13 protein-coding genes are annotated in these 15,552 nt (G+C 73.6%); 9 read left to right on the top strand and 4 right to left on the bottom strand.

All coding sequences use genetic code 11. The annotated features are described in order from the left end of the window. Nucleotides 1-154: 154 nt before the first annotated feature. The gene (locus tag G6R13_RS07365) at nt 155-1,213 is read right to left on the bottom strand and encodes a DUF4192 family protein (RefSeq protein WP_163721316.1); all 1,059 of its coding nucleotides are present in this window, start codon (nt 1,211-1,213) and stop codon (nt 155-157) included. 36 nt (nt 1,214-1,249) lie between these two features. Further along, nucleotides 1,250-2,206: a PAC2 family protein gene (locus tag G6R13_RS07360; RefSeq protein ID WP_044659523.1), complete on the bottom strand. Its 957-nt coding sequence runs from the start codon at nt 2,204-2,206 to the stop codon at nt 1,250-1,252. Nucleotides 2,207-2,439: 233 nt separating this feature from the next. Between G6R13_RS07360 and G6R13_RS07355 the strand changes: the two genes are divergently transcribed. From G6R13_RS07355 to G6R13_RS07340, 4 genes are all read left to right on the top strand, one after another. Beyond that, nucleotides 2,440-3,972, top strand: a complete 1,533-nt coding sequence (locus tag G6R13_RS07355) for a leucyl aminopeptidase (RefSeq protein WP_044659535.1) — start codon at nt 2,440-2,442, stop codon at nt 3,970-3,972. A 115-nt stretch (nt 3,973-4,087) separates the two neighbouring features. After that, on the top strand, nt 4,088-5,467 hold the full coding sequence (lpdA, locus tag G6R13_RS07350) for a dihydrolipoyl dehydrogenase (protein ID WP_060973495.1): 1,380 nt from the start codon (nt 4,088-4,090) through the stop codon (nt 5,465-5,467). A 98-nt stretch (nt 5,468-5,565) separates the two neighbouring features. Beyond that, entirely contained in the window at nt 5,566-7,431 is a 1,866-nt protein-coding gene (gene sucB, locus G6R13_RS07345; RefSeq protein ID WP_163721314.1) for a 2-oxoglutarate dehydrogenase, E2 component, dihydrolipoamide succinyltransferase, read from the top strand. 18 nt (nt 7,432-7,449) lie between these two features. Next, on the top strand, nt 7,450-7,794 hold the full coding sequence (locus tag G6R13_RS07340) for a hypothetical protein (protein ID WP_010078527.1): 345 nt from the start codon (nt 7,450-7,452) through the stop codon (nt 7,792-7,794). Nucleotides 7,795-7,910: 116 nt separating this feature from the next. On the opposite strand, the gene G6R13_RS07335 is transcribed toward G6R13_RS07340, so the two are convergent. Next, a complete protein-coding gene (locus G6R13_RS07335; protein ID WP_049146952.1) occupies nt 7,911-9,584 on the bottom strand; it encodes a protein kinase in 1,674 nt (557 codons plus the stop codon). Between the two features lie 108 nt (nt 9,585-9,692). On the opposite strand from G6R13_RS07335, the gene lipB reads away from it, so the two are divergent. From lipB to G6R13_RS07320, 3 genes are read left to right on the top strand one after another with little or no spacing between them, the layout of a single operon-like run. Further along, a complete protein-coding gene (gene lipB / locus G6R13_RS07330) occupies nt 9,693-10,394 on the top strand; it encodes a lipoyl(octanoyl) transferase LipB (RefSeq protein WP_036314221.1) in 702 nt (233 codons plus the stop codon). Further along, entirely contained in the window at nt 10,391-11,398 is a 1,008-nt protein-coding gene (lipA, locus tag G6R13_RS07325; RefSeq protein WP_002857341.1) for a lipoyl synthase, read from the top strand. The genes lipB and lipA overlap by 4 nt, the downstream gene beginning before the upstream one ends. A gap of 26 nt (nt 11,399-11,424) precedes the next feature. Next, the gene (locus G6R13_RS07320) at nt 11,425-12,237 is read left to right on the top strand and encodes a DUF4191 domain-containing protein (protein WP_095694671.1); all 813 of its coding nucleotides are present in this window, start codon (nt 11,425-11,427) and stop codon (nt 12,235-12,237) included. Between the two features lie 71 nt (nt 12,238-12,308). On the opposite strand, the gene G6R13_RS07315 is transcribed toward G6R13_RS07320, so the two are convergent. Further along, on the bottom strand, nt 12,309-12,809 hold the full coding sequence (locus G6R13_RS07315) for an RDD family protein (RefSeq protein WP_134416827.1): 501 nt from the start codon (nt 12,807-12,809) through the stop codon (nt 12,309-12,311). Between the two features lie 125 nt (nt 12,810-12,934). On the opposite strand from G6R13_RS07315, the gene glnA reads away from it, so the two are divergent. Beyond that, nucleotides 12,935-14,359 (top strand): type I glutamate--ammonia ligase, encoded by a 1,425-nt coding sequence (gene glnA, locus G6R13_RS07310; RefSeq protein ID WP_095694673.1) that lies wholly within the window; start codon nt 12,935-12,937, stop codon nt 14,357-14,359. A 153-nt stretch (nt 14,360-14,512) separates the two neighbouring features. Then, nucleotides 14,513-15,517 carry an LLM class flavin-dependent oxidoreductase gene (locus tag G6R13_RS07305; protein WP_036314199.1) on the top strand — a complete coding sequence of 335 codons (1,005 nt, stop codon included), beginning with the start codon at nt 14,513-14,515 and terminating at the stop codon, nt 15,515-15,517. The last annotated feature ends 35 nt before the right edge of the window (nt 15,518-15,552 follow it).

Genomic DNA, 15,552 nt, shown 5'->3' with positions numbered 1-15,552 from the left:
GTGACCCTGTCAAGTCGCGGCCTCGGACGACCGACGTCGTCCGGGCCCGCCGACTGCAGGGTCCGTGAGTGCCAACGACGGCTGAGACCGATCTATTCCGCACCCGGGAAACGGGCTGCGGTCGGCCGTGCCGTCGTGAAGCCGCATCATTCTCTCATGGGCGGCCACCGTCGGGCCGCCACGCGGTGGCCGGGTCGGTCGCCCAGCCTGCGACGCACCCCGCGGCCACGATGCGTCGCAGGACGGAGACGAACGGGTCGCCGGGACTCAGCGCCGCCGCCGCGGTCAGGTGGGCGTCCGCGTCGGAGCCGTGGCCGCGGGCCCAGCCGACCCACCCGGCCAGCGCCAGGGCCTGCGCCGCCACAGCCGGCGTCGCGACGGGCACGAGCGCGCGCAGCCCCGCCCGCAGGGCGTCCAGCCGATCCCAGGCCGGCGCCCGGCCCGAGGCCGCGGTGAGGATCCGTTCCTCGTCCCCCGGATCCCCCGTGGCCGCGCCGGACGGCGCGGCGGCATGGAGCAGCAGGCCGTCGCGCCAGGCCGGACGCGTCAGCGGCGAGCCCAGCACGGCCGGTGCGGGCGCGCCGCGGTCACGAGCCGCGCCGGTCAGCACCGACTCCCACTGCGCCAGCCACGCGCGGCGTGCCGCGGGCGCGTCCTGCTCGGGAGGCCGCCACCGCGCGTCGTCGGCCCGGGCCGCCGCGGGACCGCGGCGCGGGACCGGGTCGGGCACTGCTGCACGGTCCCAGACCGAACCGCGGGTCATCAGGTGCAGGGACAGCGGCGCGGCTCGGGGGTCGAGCGGGCCCTCCTCGGCGACGCCGCTCCCCCACCAGGGGCGCGCCCGTCCCCGCGCGCACGTCCAGGCCGCGGTCAGGGGGCGACCCGCGGACGCCAGGGCGTCGTCGAGCGCCGCGGCCCAGCCGGGACGGGCGAGCGTGGCCCGGGCGCCGTCCGGCAGCGCGAGGCAGAGCGTCGCGTCCGCGGCTGCGTCCCGCCGGCACACCTCGGCCACGGCGCAGGCCCAGGCGCCGACGTCGACCTCCTCGGGAGGCAGGTCGACCCGCACCACGGCGCGCAGGCGCCCGTCGCGCAGGGTGAGGAGGACCAGGCTGCCCTCGGGCAACCGCCCGAGGGCGTGGCCGACGTGGGCGAGCAGGTCCTCCGGGCCGCGGGCCGGCAGGACGGGGACGTCGAGTGAGGTGGGGGCTTCCATGCCGCCACCCTGGCCGACCGGGCGCCCGCGGTGGGATCAGTCCCCGTCGCCGGTGGACGGACGGCCGGGTCCGTCCTCCTGTGCAGGAGCGGACCCGCCGCCGGCGTCCCGCGCGGCGAGGTACGCCTCGACGGCGGAGGCGAGTTCGTCGCCGTCGGGCAGGCCCTGCTCGGTCTCGAGCAACGACCGCTCCTGGTCCTCGGCGTTCTGGTCGTAGTTGCGCTCCAGGCCGGCGATCATCTGCTGGATCTCCCCGGACCCGGAGACCTGGCGCTCCAGCTCGGCCTCGATGTCCCGCGAGGCGTCTCGCAGGTCGTCCGAGGGCAGCATGAGCCCCATGGCGGCCCCCGCGTACTCGAGCGCGGCCACGGCCGCCTGGGGGAAGGACGCCTCGGCCACGTAGTGCGGCACATGGACGGTGTAGCCCGCCGTCGGCAGGTCCGCCTCCTCGGCGCGCAGCTCGAGCATCTGCAGCAGCCCCGCGACGATGTCCGCCTCCGGGCTCCAGGTGGACAGCCCCTCGACGGCGTCGGCGCGGGACCCGTGGGTCGTGACCCCGAGCCGCCGCGTGTGCGGCACGGGCAGCGGGGCCGCGTCGAGGAAGGTGAGCGAGTCCACCTCCCACTCCTGCGCGAGGCCGAGCACGGCCTCCGTCACCGCCTGCCACCGGAAGTCCGGCTCGGGGCCGGACAGCAGCAGGAAGGGGTGGCCGAGCAGGTCCTCGACCAGCTGCACCTCGAGCGCGGGCAGGCGCAGATCACGGTAGCGGTCCCGGTCGAACCGGAGCCGGGGACGCCGGGCGCGGTAGTCGAACATCGAGTCGACGTCGAAGGAGACGACGGTCCGATGGGTCAGGTGCTCGTGCAGCGCGGCCCGCACCTGCCGAGCGACCCGGCCCGCGTCCATGTGCCCGGTCAGGGCCACGAGCATGCCCAGGCCGGGGGGCACGGGCGCCCCCTCATGACGGGTGTACAGCGGCGCGGCGTCCTGCACGTCTCGTTCCCCTTCCGGTGGTCCGTCTGCGGGAGAGCCGTCCCCGCCGCCCGGATGGCGGCGGACGCGGATCCCTCCCTGTCCTCTGGCGTCAGTCAACCACGGCACGGCACCCTCCTATTCCGCGCCCGCGCGCCCTGGACGGGCGCGCGAGCCCTCTGGCTAGGATGACGCGGGACGGCCCGGCCCACCCCGCCGGGCGCATCCCCCACCCCCGGAAGAGAGGCCCGTCCGTGATCACCCTGGACCGCCCGACCCTGACCGCCCGCGCCCTGGAGGACTTGACCGCCTCCGCCCTCGTGGTGGGGGTGGGCACCGGCCCGGACGGCCCCGTGCTCCTGACGGACGCGCTGCCGGCCGAGGCGGCCACCGCCCTCGAGGCCTCGTTCGAGCTGCTGGGCGTGCGGGGCGCCGAGGACGAGGTCCATCGCCTGCCGGGCCTGGGCGGCGTGCCGGTGCCGCTGCTGGTCCTGGCCGGCGTCGGCGGTCTGGACGACGACGGCGAGGCCGCGGACGAGTCCCTGCGCCGCGCCGCCGGGGCTGCCGTGCGCTCCCTGGCCGGCACCGACGCCGTGGCCCTGGCCCTGCCGGCCGACACCCCGGCCCGACTGGCCGCCGTCGCCGAGGGCGCCGTCCTGGGCGCGTACGCCTTCACCGCCCAGAAGTCCGAGCGCGCCCGCGCCGAGACGGACACGTCCCGTCCCGTCCGCGAGGTCGAGGTCGTCACCCCGCTCGCCGCCGCGGACGCCGACCCCGTGCTGCGCCGGGCCGCCGTCGTGGGCGACGCGGTCTGCGCCGTGCGCGACCTGGTGAACACGGCCCCCTCGCACCTCTACCCGGCCACGTTCGCGGACGCCGTCGCGGAGGACCTCGCGGACTCGTCCGTGAGCGTGGACGTGTGGGACGAGGACCGCCTGCGCGCCGAGGGCTTCGGCGGCATCCTCGCGATCGGCCAGGGCTCCTCCCGCCCGCCGCGGCTCGTGCGCATCGAGCACGCGCCGGCCGACGCCGCCGCGCACATCGCGCTGGTGGGCAAGGGCATCACCTTCGACACGGGCGGCATCTCGCTGAAGCCCGCCGCCTCGATGATGACGATGAAGTCGGACATGGCCGGCGCCGCCACCGTCTTCGCCGTCGTGCGCGCCGCCGCGGCCCTGGACGTCCCTGTGAAGGTGACCGGCTGGCTGGCGCTGGCCGAGAACATGCCCTCGGGCACCGCCATCCGCCCGTCCGACGTCATCACGATGTACGGCGGCAAGACCGTGGAGGTCATGAACACGGACGCCGAGGGCCGCGTCGTCATGGCCGACGCCCTCGTGGCGGCCACCGACGAGCGACCCGACGCGGTGCTCGACGTGGCCACCCTCACCGGTGCCCAGCTGGTCGCCCTCGGCGTGCGCCACACGGGCGTCATGGGTGACGACGCGCTGCGCGACGAGGTCGTCGCCGCGGCCGACGCGGCCGGGGAGCTCGCGTGGGGCATGCCCCTGCCGGAGCAGCTGCGCGCCTCGCTCACTTCGCGCGTCGCGGACATCTCCAACATGGGCGACCGCTTCGGCGGCATGATGACCGCCGCCACCTTCCTGCGCGAATTCGTCGACGCCGGACGGTCGGAGGGCGACGCCGCCGCACGGACCCCCTGGGCCCACCTCGACATCGCCGGCCCCTCCTTCAACGAGTCGGCCGCGTACGGCTACACCCCGCAGGACGCCACCGGCGTGATGGTGCGGACCCTGGTGGGTCTCATCGAGGGGCGTGCCCGGTAAGGTTGGTCCCGATGTCCACCGCGTCCCCGGCCGCGCGGCCCGCCGCCGACGGCCGGGGGTGGCGGTGACGCACCACCACCACGATCCACCGACCCCAGCACCAAGGAGCAACACCGTGGCCGACAAGGCAACCGCTCAGGAATTCGACGTCCTCGTCCTCGGCGGTGGCTCCGCCGGGTACGCCGCAGCCCTGCGTTCCGTGCAGTACGGCAAGTCCGTCGCCCTCGTGGAGAAGTCCAAGGTCGGCGGCACCTGCCTGCACTGGGGCTGCATCCCCACGAAGGCCTACCTGCACGCCGCCGAGGTGGCCGATGAGACCCGCAACGCCGCCAAGTTCGGCGTCAACGCGACCCTCGAGTCCGTGGACATGGCGAAGGTGCGCGACTACAAGGACGGCATCGTCGCCGGCAAGCACAAGGGCCTGGCCGGCCTGCTGAAGATGCGCAAGGTCCAGGTCATCGAGGGCGAGGGCAAGCTCGTCTCGAAGAACGAGGTCGAGGTCGACGGCACCCGTTACACGGCGGAGAACATCGTGCTGGCCTCCGGCTCCGTGGCCAAGACCATGGGCCTGCCCATCTCCAAGAAGATCATGACCTCCACGGAGGCCCTCGAGCTGGACTACACCCCGAAGTCGGCCATCGTGCTCGGCGGCGGTGTCATCGGCTCCGAGTTCGCGTCCCTGTGGAACTCCTTCGGCGTCGACGTCACCATCATCGAGGGCCTGAAGACCCTGGTCCCCAACGAGGACCCGGCGATCATCAAGGTCCTCGAGCGCGAGTTCAAGAAGAAGGGCATCAAGACCAACCTGGGCACGTTCTTCGACAAGGTCGAGGAGACCGACTCGGGCGTCAAGGTGACCCTCGCGGACGGCAAGGAGTTCGAGGCCGAGGTCTGCCTCGTCGCCGTCGGCCGCGGCCCGAACACCGAGGGCCTCGGCTACGAGGAGCAGGGCGTCAAGATGGACCGCGGCTTCGTCCTCACCGACGAGCGTCTGCACACCGGCGTCGGCAGCATCTACGCCGTGGGCGACATCGTTCCCGGTCTGCAGCTGGCGCACCGCGGCTTCCAGCAGGGCATCTTCGTGGCCGAGGAGATCGCCGGCAACAAGCCGATGGTCGTCGAGGACATCAACATCCCGAAGGTCACCTTCACCGAGCCGGAGATCATGTCCGTGGGCTACACCCAGCCCAAGGCGGAGGAGAAGTTCGGCAAGGACAACGTCGAGGTCGCCGAGTACAACCTGGCCGGCAACGGCAAGTCCTCGATCCTCGGCACCGGCGGCATCATCAAGATGATCCGCCAGAAGAACGGCCCGATCGTGGGCGTGCACGGCATCGGCAAGCGCATCGGCGAGCAGATCGGCGAGGCGCAGCTCATCGTGAACTGGGAGGCCTACCCCGAGGACGTCGCCCAGTTCGTGCACGCGCACCCCACGCAGAACGAGGCCCTGGGCGAGGCCGCCATGGCCCTGTTCGGCCACCCGCTGCACAGCTGACCCACCGCACTGACCATCCCGGGCCCGTGCGTCGGGCCCACCTCGCAACCCCGGGTGGGCGCCCCCGGCGCCCACCCCTCATGAGGAGCATCGGAACCATGTCTGAAACCGTGAACCTGCCCGCCCTGGGCGAATCCGTCACCGAGGGCACCGTGACCCGCTGGCTCAAGGCCGTCGGCGACGAGGTCGCCGTCGACGAGCCCCTGGTGGAGGTCTCCACCGACAAGGTCGACACCGAGATCCCGTCCCCCGTGGCCGGCGTGCTCGAGGAGATCCTGGTCGAGGAGGACGACACGGTCGAGGTCGGCGCCCCGCTGGCCACGATCGGCGACGGCTCCGGCGGCGGCTCCGCCGACGCGTCGGAGGACGACGCCGCGGCCGAGGAGCCCGCCGTCGAGGAGGCGCAGCAGGACGACGCCCAGCAGGAGCCCTCAGGCGAGCCGGCCCCGGAGGAGCGCGCCTCCACCGACCAGGGCTCGGACGAGGCCCCGTCGGCCGGCGGCGAGGCCTCCGAGGTCACCCTGCCCGCGCTGGGCGAGTCCGTGACCGAGGGCACCGTGACCCGCTGGCTGAAGTCCGTCGGCGACGAGGTCGAGGTCGACGAGCCGCTGCTCGAGGTCTCCACCGACAAGGTCGACACCGAGATCCCCTCCCCCGTGGCGGGCACCCTCCTGGAGATCCGTGCGGAGGAGGACGACACCGTCGAGGTGGGCGCCGTCCTCGCGCTCGTCGGCTCCGGCTCCGCCGGCGGCGGCTCCGCCCCGTCGGAGGGCTCCTCCGGTCAGGACGAGGCGTCCGCCGAGGAGATCGAGGACAAGGCGACCGAGGCCGAGGCCCCCGAGGAGACCGAGGAGGCCGCCGAGGCCGCCGGCGCCGAGAAGTCGGAGAAGACGCCCGAGGCGTCCCCGTCCGAGGAGGCCTCCCGGCGCGAGTCCGCTGAGCGCGACTCCGCGCAGGCCGAGTCCGCCGAGGCGCCCTCCGCCACCGAGCCCGGCCAGGGCTACGTGACCCCGCTGGTGCGCCGCCTGGCCCACCAGAACAACGTGGACCTGTCCACGGTCCGCGGCACGGGCGTCGGCGGCCGCATCCGCAAGCAGGACGTGCTCGCCGCCGCGCTGGCCTCGCAGGCCGCCGCGGGCGGGTCCGAGGCTCCGGCCGAGCAGGCCTCCGAGGCTGCCGCCCCGTCGTCGGCCCCGGCCGCTGCGTCCGCCCCGGCCGCGAGCTCCTCCGTGGACCCCTCGGTCCGCGGCGAGGTGGAGAAGGCGCCGCGCATCCGCCAGGTCATCGCCCAGCGCATGCGCGAGTCCCTCGACCTGTCCACCCAGCTCACCCAGGTGCACGAGGTGGACGTCACCCGCATCGTGCAGCTGCGCAAGAAGGCCAAGGCCTCCTTCCAGCAGCAGGCCGGCGTGAACCTGACGTACCTGCCGTTCATCACCAAGGCGGTCGCCGAGGCCCTCAAGCAGCACCCCAAGCTGAACGCGTCGTTCTCCGAGGACAACGAGGAGATCACCTACCACGCGTCCGAGGACATCGCGATCGCCGTGGACACGGAGAAGGGGCTGCTGGTTCCCGTCATCAAGGACGCCGGCTCCCTGAACCTGACGGGCCTCGCCCAGAAGATCGCCGACGTGGCCGAGCGCACCCGCACGAACAAGATCTCGCCGGACGAGCTCTCGGGCGGCACGTTCTCGATCACGAACATCGGCTCCGTGGGCGCGCTGTTCGACACGCCGATCATCAACCAGCCGCAGGTCGCGATCCTGGGCACCGGTGCGATCGTGAAGCGCCCCATGGTGGTGACCGACGCGGACGGCAACGACTCGATCGCCATCCGCCACATGATGTACCTGTCCCTGACCTACGACCACCGCCTGGTGGACGGGGCCGACGCGGGCCGCTTCCTGACGACGCTGCGTCAGCGTCTCGAGGGCGGCGAGTTCGCCAACGAGCTGGGTCTCTGACGGAAAGGGAGAAGGACTGTGGATATCCTGCACAGCATCCTGGTGGCCGTGCACATCGTGTCCGCCGCAGCGATCGTGGGCGGTTGGTTCGCGCACTTCCGCAACCCGACCGTCACCACCTCGCAGTGGTGGGGCTCCGTGGGCATGATCGTCTCCGGCGTGGTGCTTTTCGGCCTCGCCATGAGCGGGGAGCCGAACCACATGAAGCTGGGCGTCAAGTTCCTGATCGGCGTCATCGTCTTCGTGGCCGCCCTGATCGGCCGCCGCAAGTCCAACCGCGGGGAGGTCGTGCCCACGGGCCTGGCCCACGCGGTGGGCGGTCTGGGCCTGGTGAACATCCTGGTCGCCGTCCTCTGGCAGTGATCAGCCCAGGCGGCTGACGCCGCACCACGCCGCGGGCCCCGGGGAGCTTCTCCCCGGGGCCCGCGGCGTCCCCCCGTCTGGACCGCCGGCCTCCGGCGCTGGATCCGGGCCCGGGGTCAGCGCGGATCGACGGTCTCGACCCGCCACGTCCGACCCGCCGCGCCGCCGTCCCGCCCCTCGGGGCCCTCTCCGTGGCCGCTGCGCAGGACCAGCACGACCTCCTCGGCCGTCGCCTCCCGATGCGCCGCCACGCGTCCCGCGCGGTCCAGCACGGTGTGGGCCGACGTCCGGAGCACGGCGTCGACACGCAGCGCGTCGTCCCCGGCCCGCCGGGCGGGTCCGGCCTGCTCCACCGTCACCTCGAGGCCGGAGAAGGCGAACCCCTCGTCCGTCAGCCGGCGCAGCAGATCCCGGTCGTTCTCCCACGCCGGTCCCCCGGGCACGGCGTAGGCGTCCAGTCGCGCAGGCTCCGGGTCGATGAGCGCGGCAGTCCGGGCGTGGCCGACCGCGGCCAGCGCCTCGCCCACGTCGACGGCGTCCTCCCCGGCGGCGTCCTCCCCGGGGGCACCCGCGTCCGGCACCCTCGCCGGCGTCCCGCTCTCCGGCGTCCCGTCCGCCGGGCGCGCCGCGTCCACCGAGGTGCCGGCCGGCACCGCGCCCGCCGGCTCCGGCGCCCCCTCCGTCGCGTCGCCCAGGGACGCCGGCCACCACAGCCCGGCGGTGCCGCCGCCGACGGCCAGCGCGGTGGCCAGCCCGGCGGCCACGAGGACGCCCCGGCGTGGCGCCGCCCCCCGTCGGCGCGCGAGCGCGCGCCGTCTCGGAGCCGCGCGTCGTCCCCGGCGTCGCCGCGTGGGCCCGGAGCCCGGCAGCACCGTGGGCAGCAGGTGCGCCACCTCGGCGGGGGCGGCCTCTCCCAGCGGGACCGGCTCGGGCCGGGCCGTCGCGTATACGGCTGCGGCGGCCTCCTCCGCGCTCGGCCGCGCCGCCGGGTCCGGGGAGAGCGCCGCATCGAGCAGCAGCGCGAGCTCGGGGGACGCTTCGGGGACCAGGACGGGCAGCGGCGCCCGATGCCCGGCGGCGCCCGGCGCCCGACCGGTGAGCGCGTACCAGCCCAGGGCGGCCCACGCATGGACGTCACTCGGCGCCCCCACCGCCGGAGACGCCCCCGGTTCCGCCCCGGCCCCCTCCACCGCGGCGAGCGCCTCGGGGGCCGCGAAGCCCGGCGTCGCCCCGGCCCCCGACGCCCCGCCGACCACCCGGGCGACGCCGAGGTCGGCGAGGGCCGGGCTGCCGTCGACGCCGAACAGGACGTTCGCCGGGGACACGTCGCCGTGCACCACCCCCTCGCGGTGCAGGCACGCGAGAGCCTGGGCGATCGGGACGAGCACGGTGACGGCCTGCCCCGGGCTCAGGGGTCCGACCCGCTGCACCATGTCCTGCAGCGTGCCGGCCGCGCGGTGCTCGGTGAGGACCCCGAGGCCCCGGTCCGTCTCCACCACGCCGAGCACGCGCAGCAGATGGGGATGCGCGACCCGTCCGGCCTGCGCCTCCGCCGCCAGGGCGTCCGGCGCCGCGCCGGCACGGGGCACCTTCAGGGCGGCCCGGACGCCCCGACCGTCCTCGACGAGCCAGACCTCCGCCTGGGCGCCCGCGCCGAGCAGCCGGACGGGTTCCCAGCCCGGGGCGCGCGGCGCAGCCGTGCCCGGCTCCGACGACCTCTCCGGTTCGGTCTCCGGCCCGCCGCCGACGCGTCCGGCCGCGCCGCCGTCCGCCTCGTCCCAGTCCCGCATCGGTCTCCCCTCTCCGCCGCGCCGTCCGTTCCAGCCCAGGGTGCCGCATGTCCCCGAGCGTCACGGCGGTTGTCCACAGGTCCGGGCCCGAGGACTACAGTGGACGTCATGCCCGAGACACCCCTGCCGCCCCTGCGCGTGCTCGGCCTGGCGCCCGACCTGGTGGACTACCACGCCGCCTGGGACGCCCAGCGCGCCCTGCACGCGGACGTCGTCGCCGGCCGCTCCGACGGCGAATTCCTCCTCCTGGAGCACGAAGCCGTCTACACGGCCGGTCGTCGCACCGAGGACGCCGAGCGCCCCACGGACGGCGCCCCCGTCGTGGACGTGGACCGCGGCGGCAAGATCACATGGCACGGGCCGGGCCAGCTGGTCGGCTACCCCGTGGTCCGGCTGCGCGACCGTGCCCACGTCAAGGACTACGTCTGGTTCCTCGAGGAGCTGCTGATCCGCACCGCCGCCGAGTTCGGCGTCACGGCCGTCCGCGTGGACGGGCGGGCAGGCATCTGGGTCCTCGCGGACCGGGACGACGACGGCACGGCCCGCCCGGACCGCAAGGTCGGCGCCATCGGCCTGTCCATCCACGACGGCGTCTCCATGCACGGCTTCGCGCTGAACTGCTCCAACTCCCTGGCCCCCTACGAGGGGATCATCGCGTGCGGCATCACGGACGCCGCCACCACCACCCTGTCGGTCGAGACGGGCCGGACCATCACGCCGGCCGACGTCGTCCCGGTGCTCACCCGTCATCTGGACGAGCTCGGGCCGGCGTACATCGCCGTCACCCCCACGGAAGGAATCCCCGCATGAGCCTCGCCCCCGAAGGCCGCCGCCTGCTGCGCGTGGAGGCGCGCAACGCCGAGGTGCCCGTCGAGCGCAAGCCCGAGTGGATCAAGGCCAAGGTCCACATGGGCCCCGAGTACATCGGCCTGAAGAACAAGGTCAAGTCCGCCGGCCTGCACACCGTGTGCGAGGAGGCCGGCTGCCCCAACATCTTCGAGTGCTGGGAGGACCGCGAGGCCACGTTCCTCATCGGCGGCGACATCTGCACCCGCCGGTGCGACTTCTGCGACATCACCTCCGGCAAGCCGCGTCCCCTGGACATGGAGGAGCCGCAGAAGGTCGCCGAGAACATCCGCGAGATGGACCTGCGGTACGCCACCGTCACGGGCGTGGCCCGTGACGACCAGAAGGACGGCGCGGCGTGGCTCTACGCGGAGACCATCCGCCGCATCCACGCGCTCAACCCGGGGACCGGCGTCGAGATCCTGCCGCCGGACTTCGGCGCGGTGCCGGAGCTCGTCCAGCAGGTGTTCGACGCGCGGCCCGAGGTGTTCGCGCACAACCTGGAGACGGTGCCGCGCATCTTCAAGCGCATCCGCCCGGCCTTCACATACGAGAAGTCCCTCAAGGTGCTCACGATGGCCAAGGCCGACGGGCTCGTCACCAAGTCCAACCTCATCCTGGGCATGGGCGAGGAGGACCACGAGATCGACCAGGCCCTGGTGGACCTGCACGAGGCCGGCTGCGACATCATCACCATCACGCAGTACGTGCGGCCCTCGAAGCTGCACCACCCCATCGACCGCTGGGTGAAGCCGCAGGAGTTCGTCCAGTGGTCCCAGCGCGCCGAGGAGATCGGCTTCCAGGGCGTCATGGCGGGCCCGCTGGTGCGCTCGTCGTACCGCGCGGGCAAGCTCTACGCGCAGGCCATGCAGCGCCTCGGCCGGACCCTGCCGGAGAACCTGGCGCACCTGGCCGGGGAGAAGACCGCCCGCCAGGAGGCCTCCGCCGTCGTCGCCCAGATGTCCTGAGCCGCCCGACTAGACTGGACCCCGTCATGACGAAGAACAGCCAGCCCCCCGCGTCCTCCTCCGGCTCCACCTCCGCCACGCTCAAGGAGGTCAAGGCCATGCAGCGCGAGCGTCGCCTCCGCGAGAAGGAGCAGGCGAAGGCCCAGCGCCGGGACAAGCGCGCCACGAAGGGCCCGGGCGTGATCTCCCAGCTCAAGCAGGCCTACGCCATGACCAAGGCGCACGACCCCAAGGTCGGACTGTGGATGCTGCTGGCCTTCCTGGGCGCCCTGGTCGTCGGCCTCGTCATCGGCTTCCTCCTGGACAACTGGATCACGTGGCTGCTCATCGCGATCCCGTTCGGTGTGCTCGCCGCCGTCGTCATCCTGAACCGGAAGGCGCGCCGCGCCGGGTTCGCCCAGCTCGAGGGCCGCCCCGGCGCCGCCGGCGCCGCGCTCTCCACGCTGGGCCGCGGCTGGATCGTGTCCGAGCAGCCGGCCGCCGTGAATCCGAAGACCCAGGACCTCGTCTACCGCGCCGTGGGCCGGCCGGGCGTCGTGCTGGTGACGGAGGGCCCCTCCCCCCGCGTCGCCGCGCTGGTGGTCAAGGAGGAGAAGGCCATGCGCCGCTTCCTGCCCGGCGTGCCCGTCACCGTGGTGGAGTCCGGCAACGGCCAGGGCCAGGTCCCGCTGCACGAGCTGCCCGGCACGCTCAAGGGCATGAAGAAGGCCCTCACGGCACAGGAGGTCCAGGCCGTGGACAAGCGCCTGACCGCGCTCAACACCAACCGACTGCCCATCCCCAAGGGCGTCGACCCGAACAAGGTGCGCCCGAGCCGCCGCGCGATGCGCGGCCGCTGAACCGGCCGCAGACGACAGGGGCGCCCCGCCGACGCACGGCGGGGCGCCCCTGTCGTGTGCGGGCGGGACGGTCACATGCGGATCTCGACGGTGTCCGCGAGCTTGTCGTGCATGCCGCGCCCGTCCGGCCCGACGACGACGGCCGGCAGCACGAGGCACAGCAGGGCCGTGCGCAGCAGGATCCGGAGCAGGCCGGCCGGGCGGCCGCCGACGCGGACGACCTGGATGCGGCACACGGCCTTGCCCACCGTGGTGGCCAGCAGGGTGAGACCGATCACGTGCATCGCGGCGAACACGAGGAGGGTGGCGATCGCGTCGGCGTCGAAGGCCAGCCACGAGATGCCCAGGGCGATGAACCAGTCGAGGACGAGGGCGCCCATGCGGCGGGCCGCCGTCGCCATGGAGGCCGGACCGCGCTCCGGCAGGCCGAGCAGGTCCCCCGGCCAGCGGCCGCCGGCGCGCCCCCCGCCGGGACCGTCCACCCAGCCGGCCAGATCGCGGCGCGTGATCAGCGGCTCCGCTCGGCCGGTCGTCTCGGTGCGGTCCTGGGGGTCGGGTGCTCTGCGTGCCACCCCACCAGCGTAGTGCGCGACCACGGCACGCGCGCCGGTCTGGCGGGGCCACGCCGGGCGCGTAGTATAGAGGCGTCCGCCGTCGCAGGCGTCGCCGCCACACACAGGAAGGCCAGGAGCGAACCATGTTCACCTCCCCCCAGGAAGTCCTCACGTACATCAGGGAAGAGGGGGTCGAGTTCGTCGACGTCCGCTTCACCGACCTCCCCGGGCTGCAGCACCACTTCAACGTGCCCGCCTCGAGTGTCGACGAAGACTTCTTCGTCACCGGCCAGCTCTTCGACGGCTCCTCCATCCGGGGCTTCGCCGGCATCGCCGAGTCCGACATGCAGCTCATCCCGGACGTCGCGACGGCCTTCGTGGACCCCTTCCGGGTCCGCAAGACCCTCACGATGAACTTCTCCATCGTGAACCCCCGCACCGGCGAGCCCTACCTGCGCGACCCGCGCGGCGTGGCCCAGCGCGCGGAGGCCTACCTGAGCTCCTCCGGCATCGCCGACACGGCGTTCTTCGCCCCCGAGGCCGAGTTCTTCATCTTCGAGGACGTCCGCTACGAGTCCTCCCCCCGCGGCTCGTTCTACGCCGTGGACTCGGACGAGGCCTGGTGGAACGCCTCCCGCGAGGACGAGGGCGGCAACCTGAGCCACAAGACCGGCCTCAAGGGCGGCTACTTCCCCGTCTCCCCCACGGACAAGCAGGCCGACCTGCGCGACGAGATCTGCGCCGTCCTCGCCGAGGTCGGGCTCACCGTGGAGCGCTCGCACCACGAGGTGGGCGCGCCCGGCCAGGCCGAGATCAACTACCGCTTCAACACGCTGACCCACTCGGCGGACGACCTGCAGAAGTTCAAGTACGTCGTCAAGAACGTCGCCAACATGTTCGGCAAGTCCGCGACCTTCATGCCCAAGCCCGTCTTCGGCGACAACGGCTCCGGCATGCACTGCCACCAGTCCCTGTGGAACGGCGGCGAGCCGCTGTTCTTCGACGAGAAGGGCTACGCGAACCTCTCGGACACCGCCCGCTGGTACATCGGCGGCCTGCTGAAGCACGCCTCCGCGGTCCTGGCCTTCACCAACCCCACGGTGAACTCCTACCGCCGCCTGGTGCCGGGCTTCGAGGCCCCCGTGAACATGGTTTACTCGCAGGGCAACCGCTCGGCGGGCATCCGCATCCCGATCACCGGCTCCAACCCGAAGGCCAAGCGCATCGAGTTCCGCGCCCCGGACGCCTCGGGCAACCCGTACCTCGCGTTCGCCGCGCAGCTGATGGCCGGCCTGGACGGCATCCGCAACCGCATCGAGCCGGCCGAGCCGATCGACAAGGACCTCTACGAGCTGCCGGCGGAGGAGGCCGCCGACATCCAGAAGGCACCCGCCACCCTGGACGAGGCCCTGAACGCCCTCGAGGAGGACCACGAGTTCCTCCTGGCCGGCGACGTGTTCACCGAAGAGCTGATCGAGACCTGGATCGCGTACAAGCGCGAGATGGAGATCGCCCCGCTGGCCCTGCGCCCGAACCCCTACGAGTTCGAGCTGTACTACTCGGTCTGATCCGCCCGCCGCGGCCCCGACGACGGCCGTTCGTCTCCCACGCCGGAGGCGGGCGGCCGTCGTCGTGCCCGGCCGCGGAATAGTCCGGGGCCGGTGGTCGCTGGATCTGTGGAGACCTCCGCCCGGCCGGGCGGCCCGCAGACCAGGAGCACCATGACCGAGCACACCGCCCCCACCCCCCTGCCGCTGTCCCTGCTGGACCTCGCCCTCGTCCGCGACGGCGCCCCGATGGGCGAAGCCTTCGCCGAATCCGTGGAGCAGGCCCGCGTCGCCGAGGCCGCCGGCTTCCGGCGCGTCTGGTACGCGGAGCACCACAACATGCCCTCCATCGCCTCCTCCGCCACGGCCGTACTCATCGCGCACGTGGCCGCCCACACCGACTCGATCCGCCTCGGCTCCGGCGGCGTCATGCTGCCCAACCACTCGCCGCTGGTGATCGCCGAGCAGTTCGGCACCCTGGCCGAGCTGCACCCCGGCCGCATCGACCTGGGCCTGGGTCGCGCCCCCGGCACCGACCAGCGGACGCTGCAGGCGCTGCGCCGAGATCCGTCGGCGGCCGAGCGCTTCCCGCAGGACGTGCTCGAGCTGCAGGGCTACCTCACCGGCCAGAGCCTGATCCCCGGCATCGACGCCTACCCCGGCAAGGGCACCAACGTGCCGCTGTACATCCTCGGCTCCTCGGCGTTCGGCGCCCAGCTGGCCGCGCAGCTCGGCCTGGGCTACGCGTTCGCGAGCCACTTCGCACCGCAGATGCTCGAGCATGCGGCGCGCCTGTACCGGGAGCACTTCGAGCCCTCCGAGGCCCTCGCGGAGCCGCACTTCATCGCGGCGGCCAACGTGATCGCCGCGGACACCGAGGAGGTGGCCGAGCGGGAGTGGCAGGCCGCGCAGCGGGCGCGCATCCGGATGATGCTCGGCCGGGGCCGCACCCTCACCGACGACGAGGTCGAGATGCTGCTGCACTCCCCCGCCGGTCAGCAGGTGCTCGGGATGCTCGAGTGCACGGCCGTGGGCACCGGCCCGACGACGGCGGCGTGGCTGCACGACTTCGCGGCGCGGGTCCAGGCGGACGAGCTGATCATCACGACGGCGGCCCAGGACGCCGGCGTGCGGCGACGCACCCTGGAGCTGCTCGGGGAGCACGTCGTGCGCGCCTGAGCCGGCGCTCGCGACACCGGAGCACGGCCGGCCCG

Origin of the sequence: Micrococcus sp. Alg238-R198 (assembly GCF_900537135.1) — a bacterium.
In the GTDB taxonomy this organism is placed as follows: domain Bacteria; phylum Actinomycetota; class Actinomycetes; order Actinomycetales; family Micrococcaceae; genus Micrococcus; species Micrococcus luteus.
Note: the sequence above shows the minus strand (reverse complement) of the source record. Positions and strands in the feature narration are given on the sequence as shown.

Excerpts from the sequence above, each read along its gene's own strand:
- G6R13_RS07365 (WP_163721316.1), bottom strand. The coding sequence starts at position 1,213 with ATGGAAGCCCCCACCTCACTCGACGTCCCCGTCCTGCCGGCCCGCGGC.
- sucB (WP_163721314.1), top strand. The coding sequence starts at position 5,566 with ATGTCTGAAACCGTGAACCTGCCCGCCCTGGGCGAATCCGTCACCGAG.
- G6R13_RS07335 (WP_049146952.1), bottom strand. The coding sequence starts at position 9,584 with ATGCGGGACTGGGACGAGGCGGACGGCGGCGCGGCCGGACGCGTCGGC.
- lipB (WP_036314221.1), top strand. The coding sequence starts at position 9,693 with ATGCCCGAGACACCCCTGCCGCCCCTGCGCGTGCTCGGCCTGGCGCCC.
- lipA (WP_002857341.1), top strand. The coding sequence starts at position 10,391 with ATGAGCCTCGCCCCCGAAGGCCGCCGCCTGCTGCGCGTGGAGGCGCGC.
- G6R13_RS07320 (WP_095694671.1), top strand. The coding sequence starts at position 11,425 with ATGACGAAGAACAGCCAGCCCCCCGCGTCCTCCTCCGGCTCCACCTCC.
- glnA (WP_095694673.1), top strand. The coding sequence starts at position 12,935 with ATGTTCACCTCCCCCCAGGAAGTCCTCACGTACATCAGGGAAGAGGGG.
- G6R13_RS07305 (WP_036314199.1), top strand. The coding sequence starts at position 14,513 with ATGACCGAGCACACCGCCCCCACCCCCCTGCCGCTGTCCCTGCTGGAC.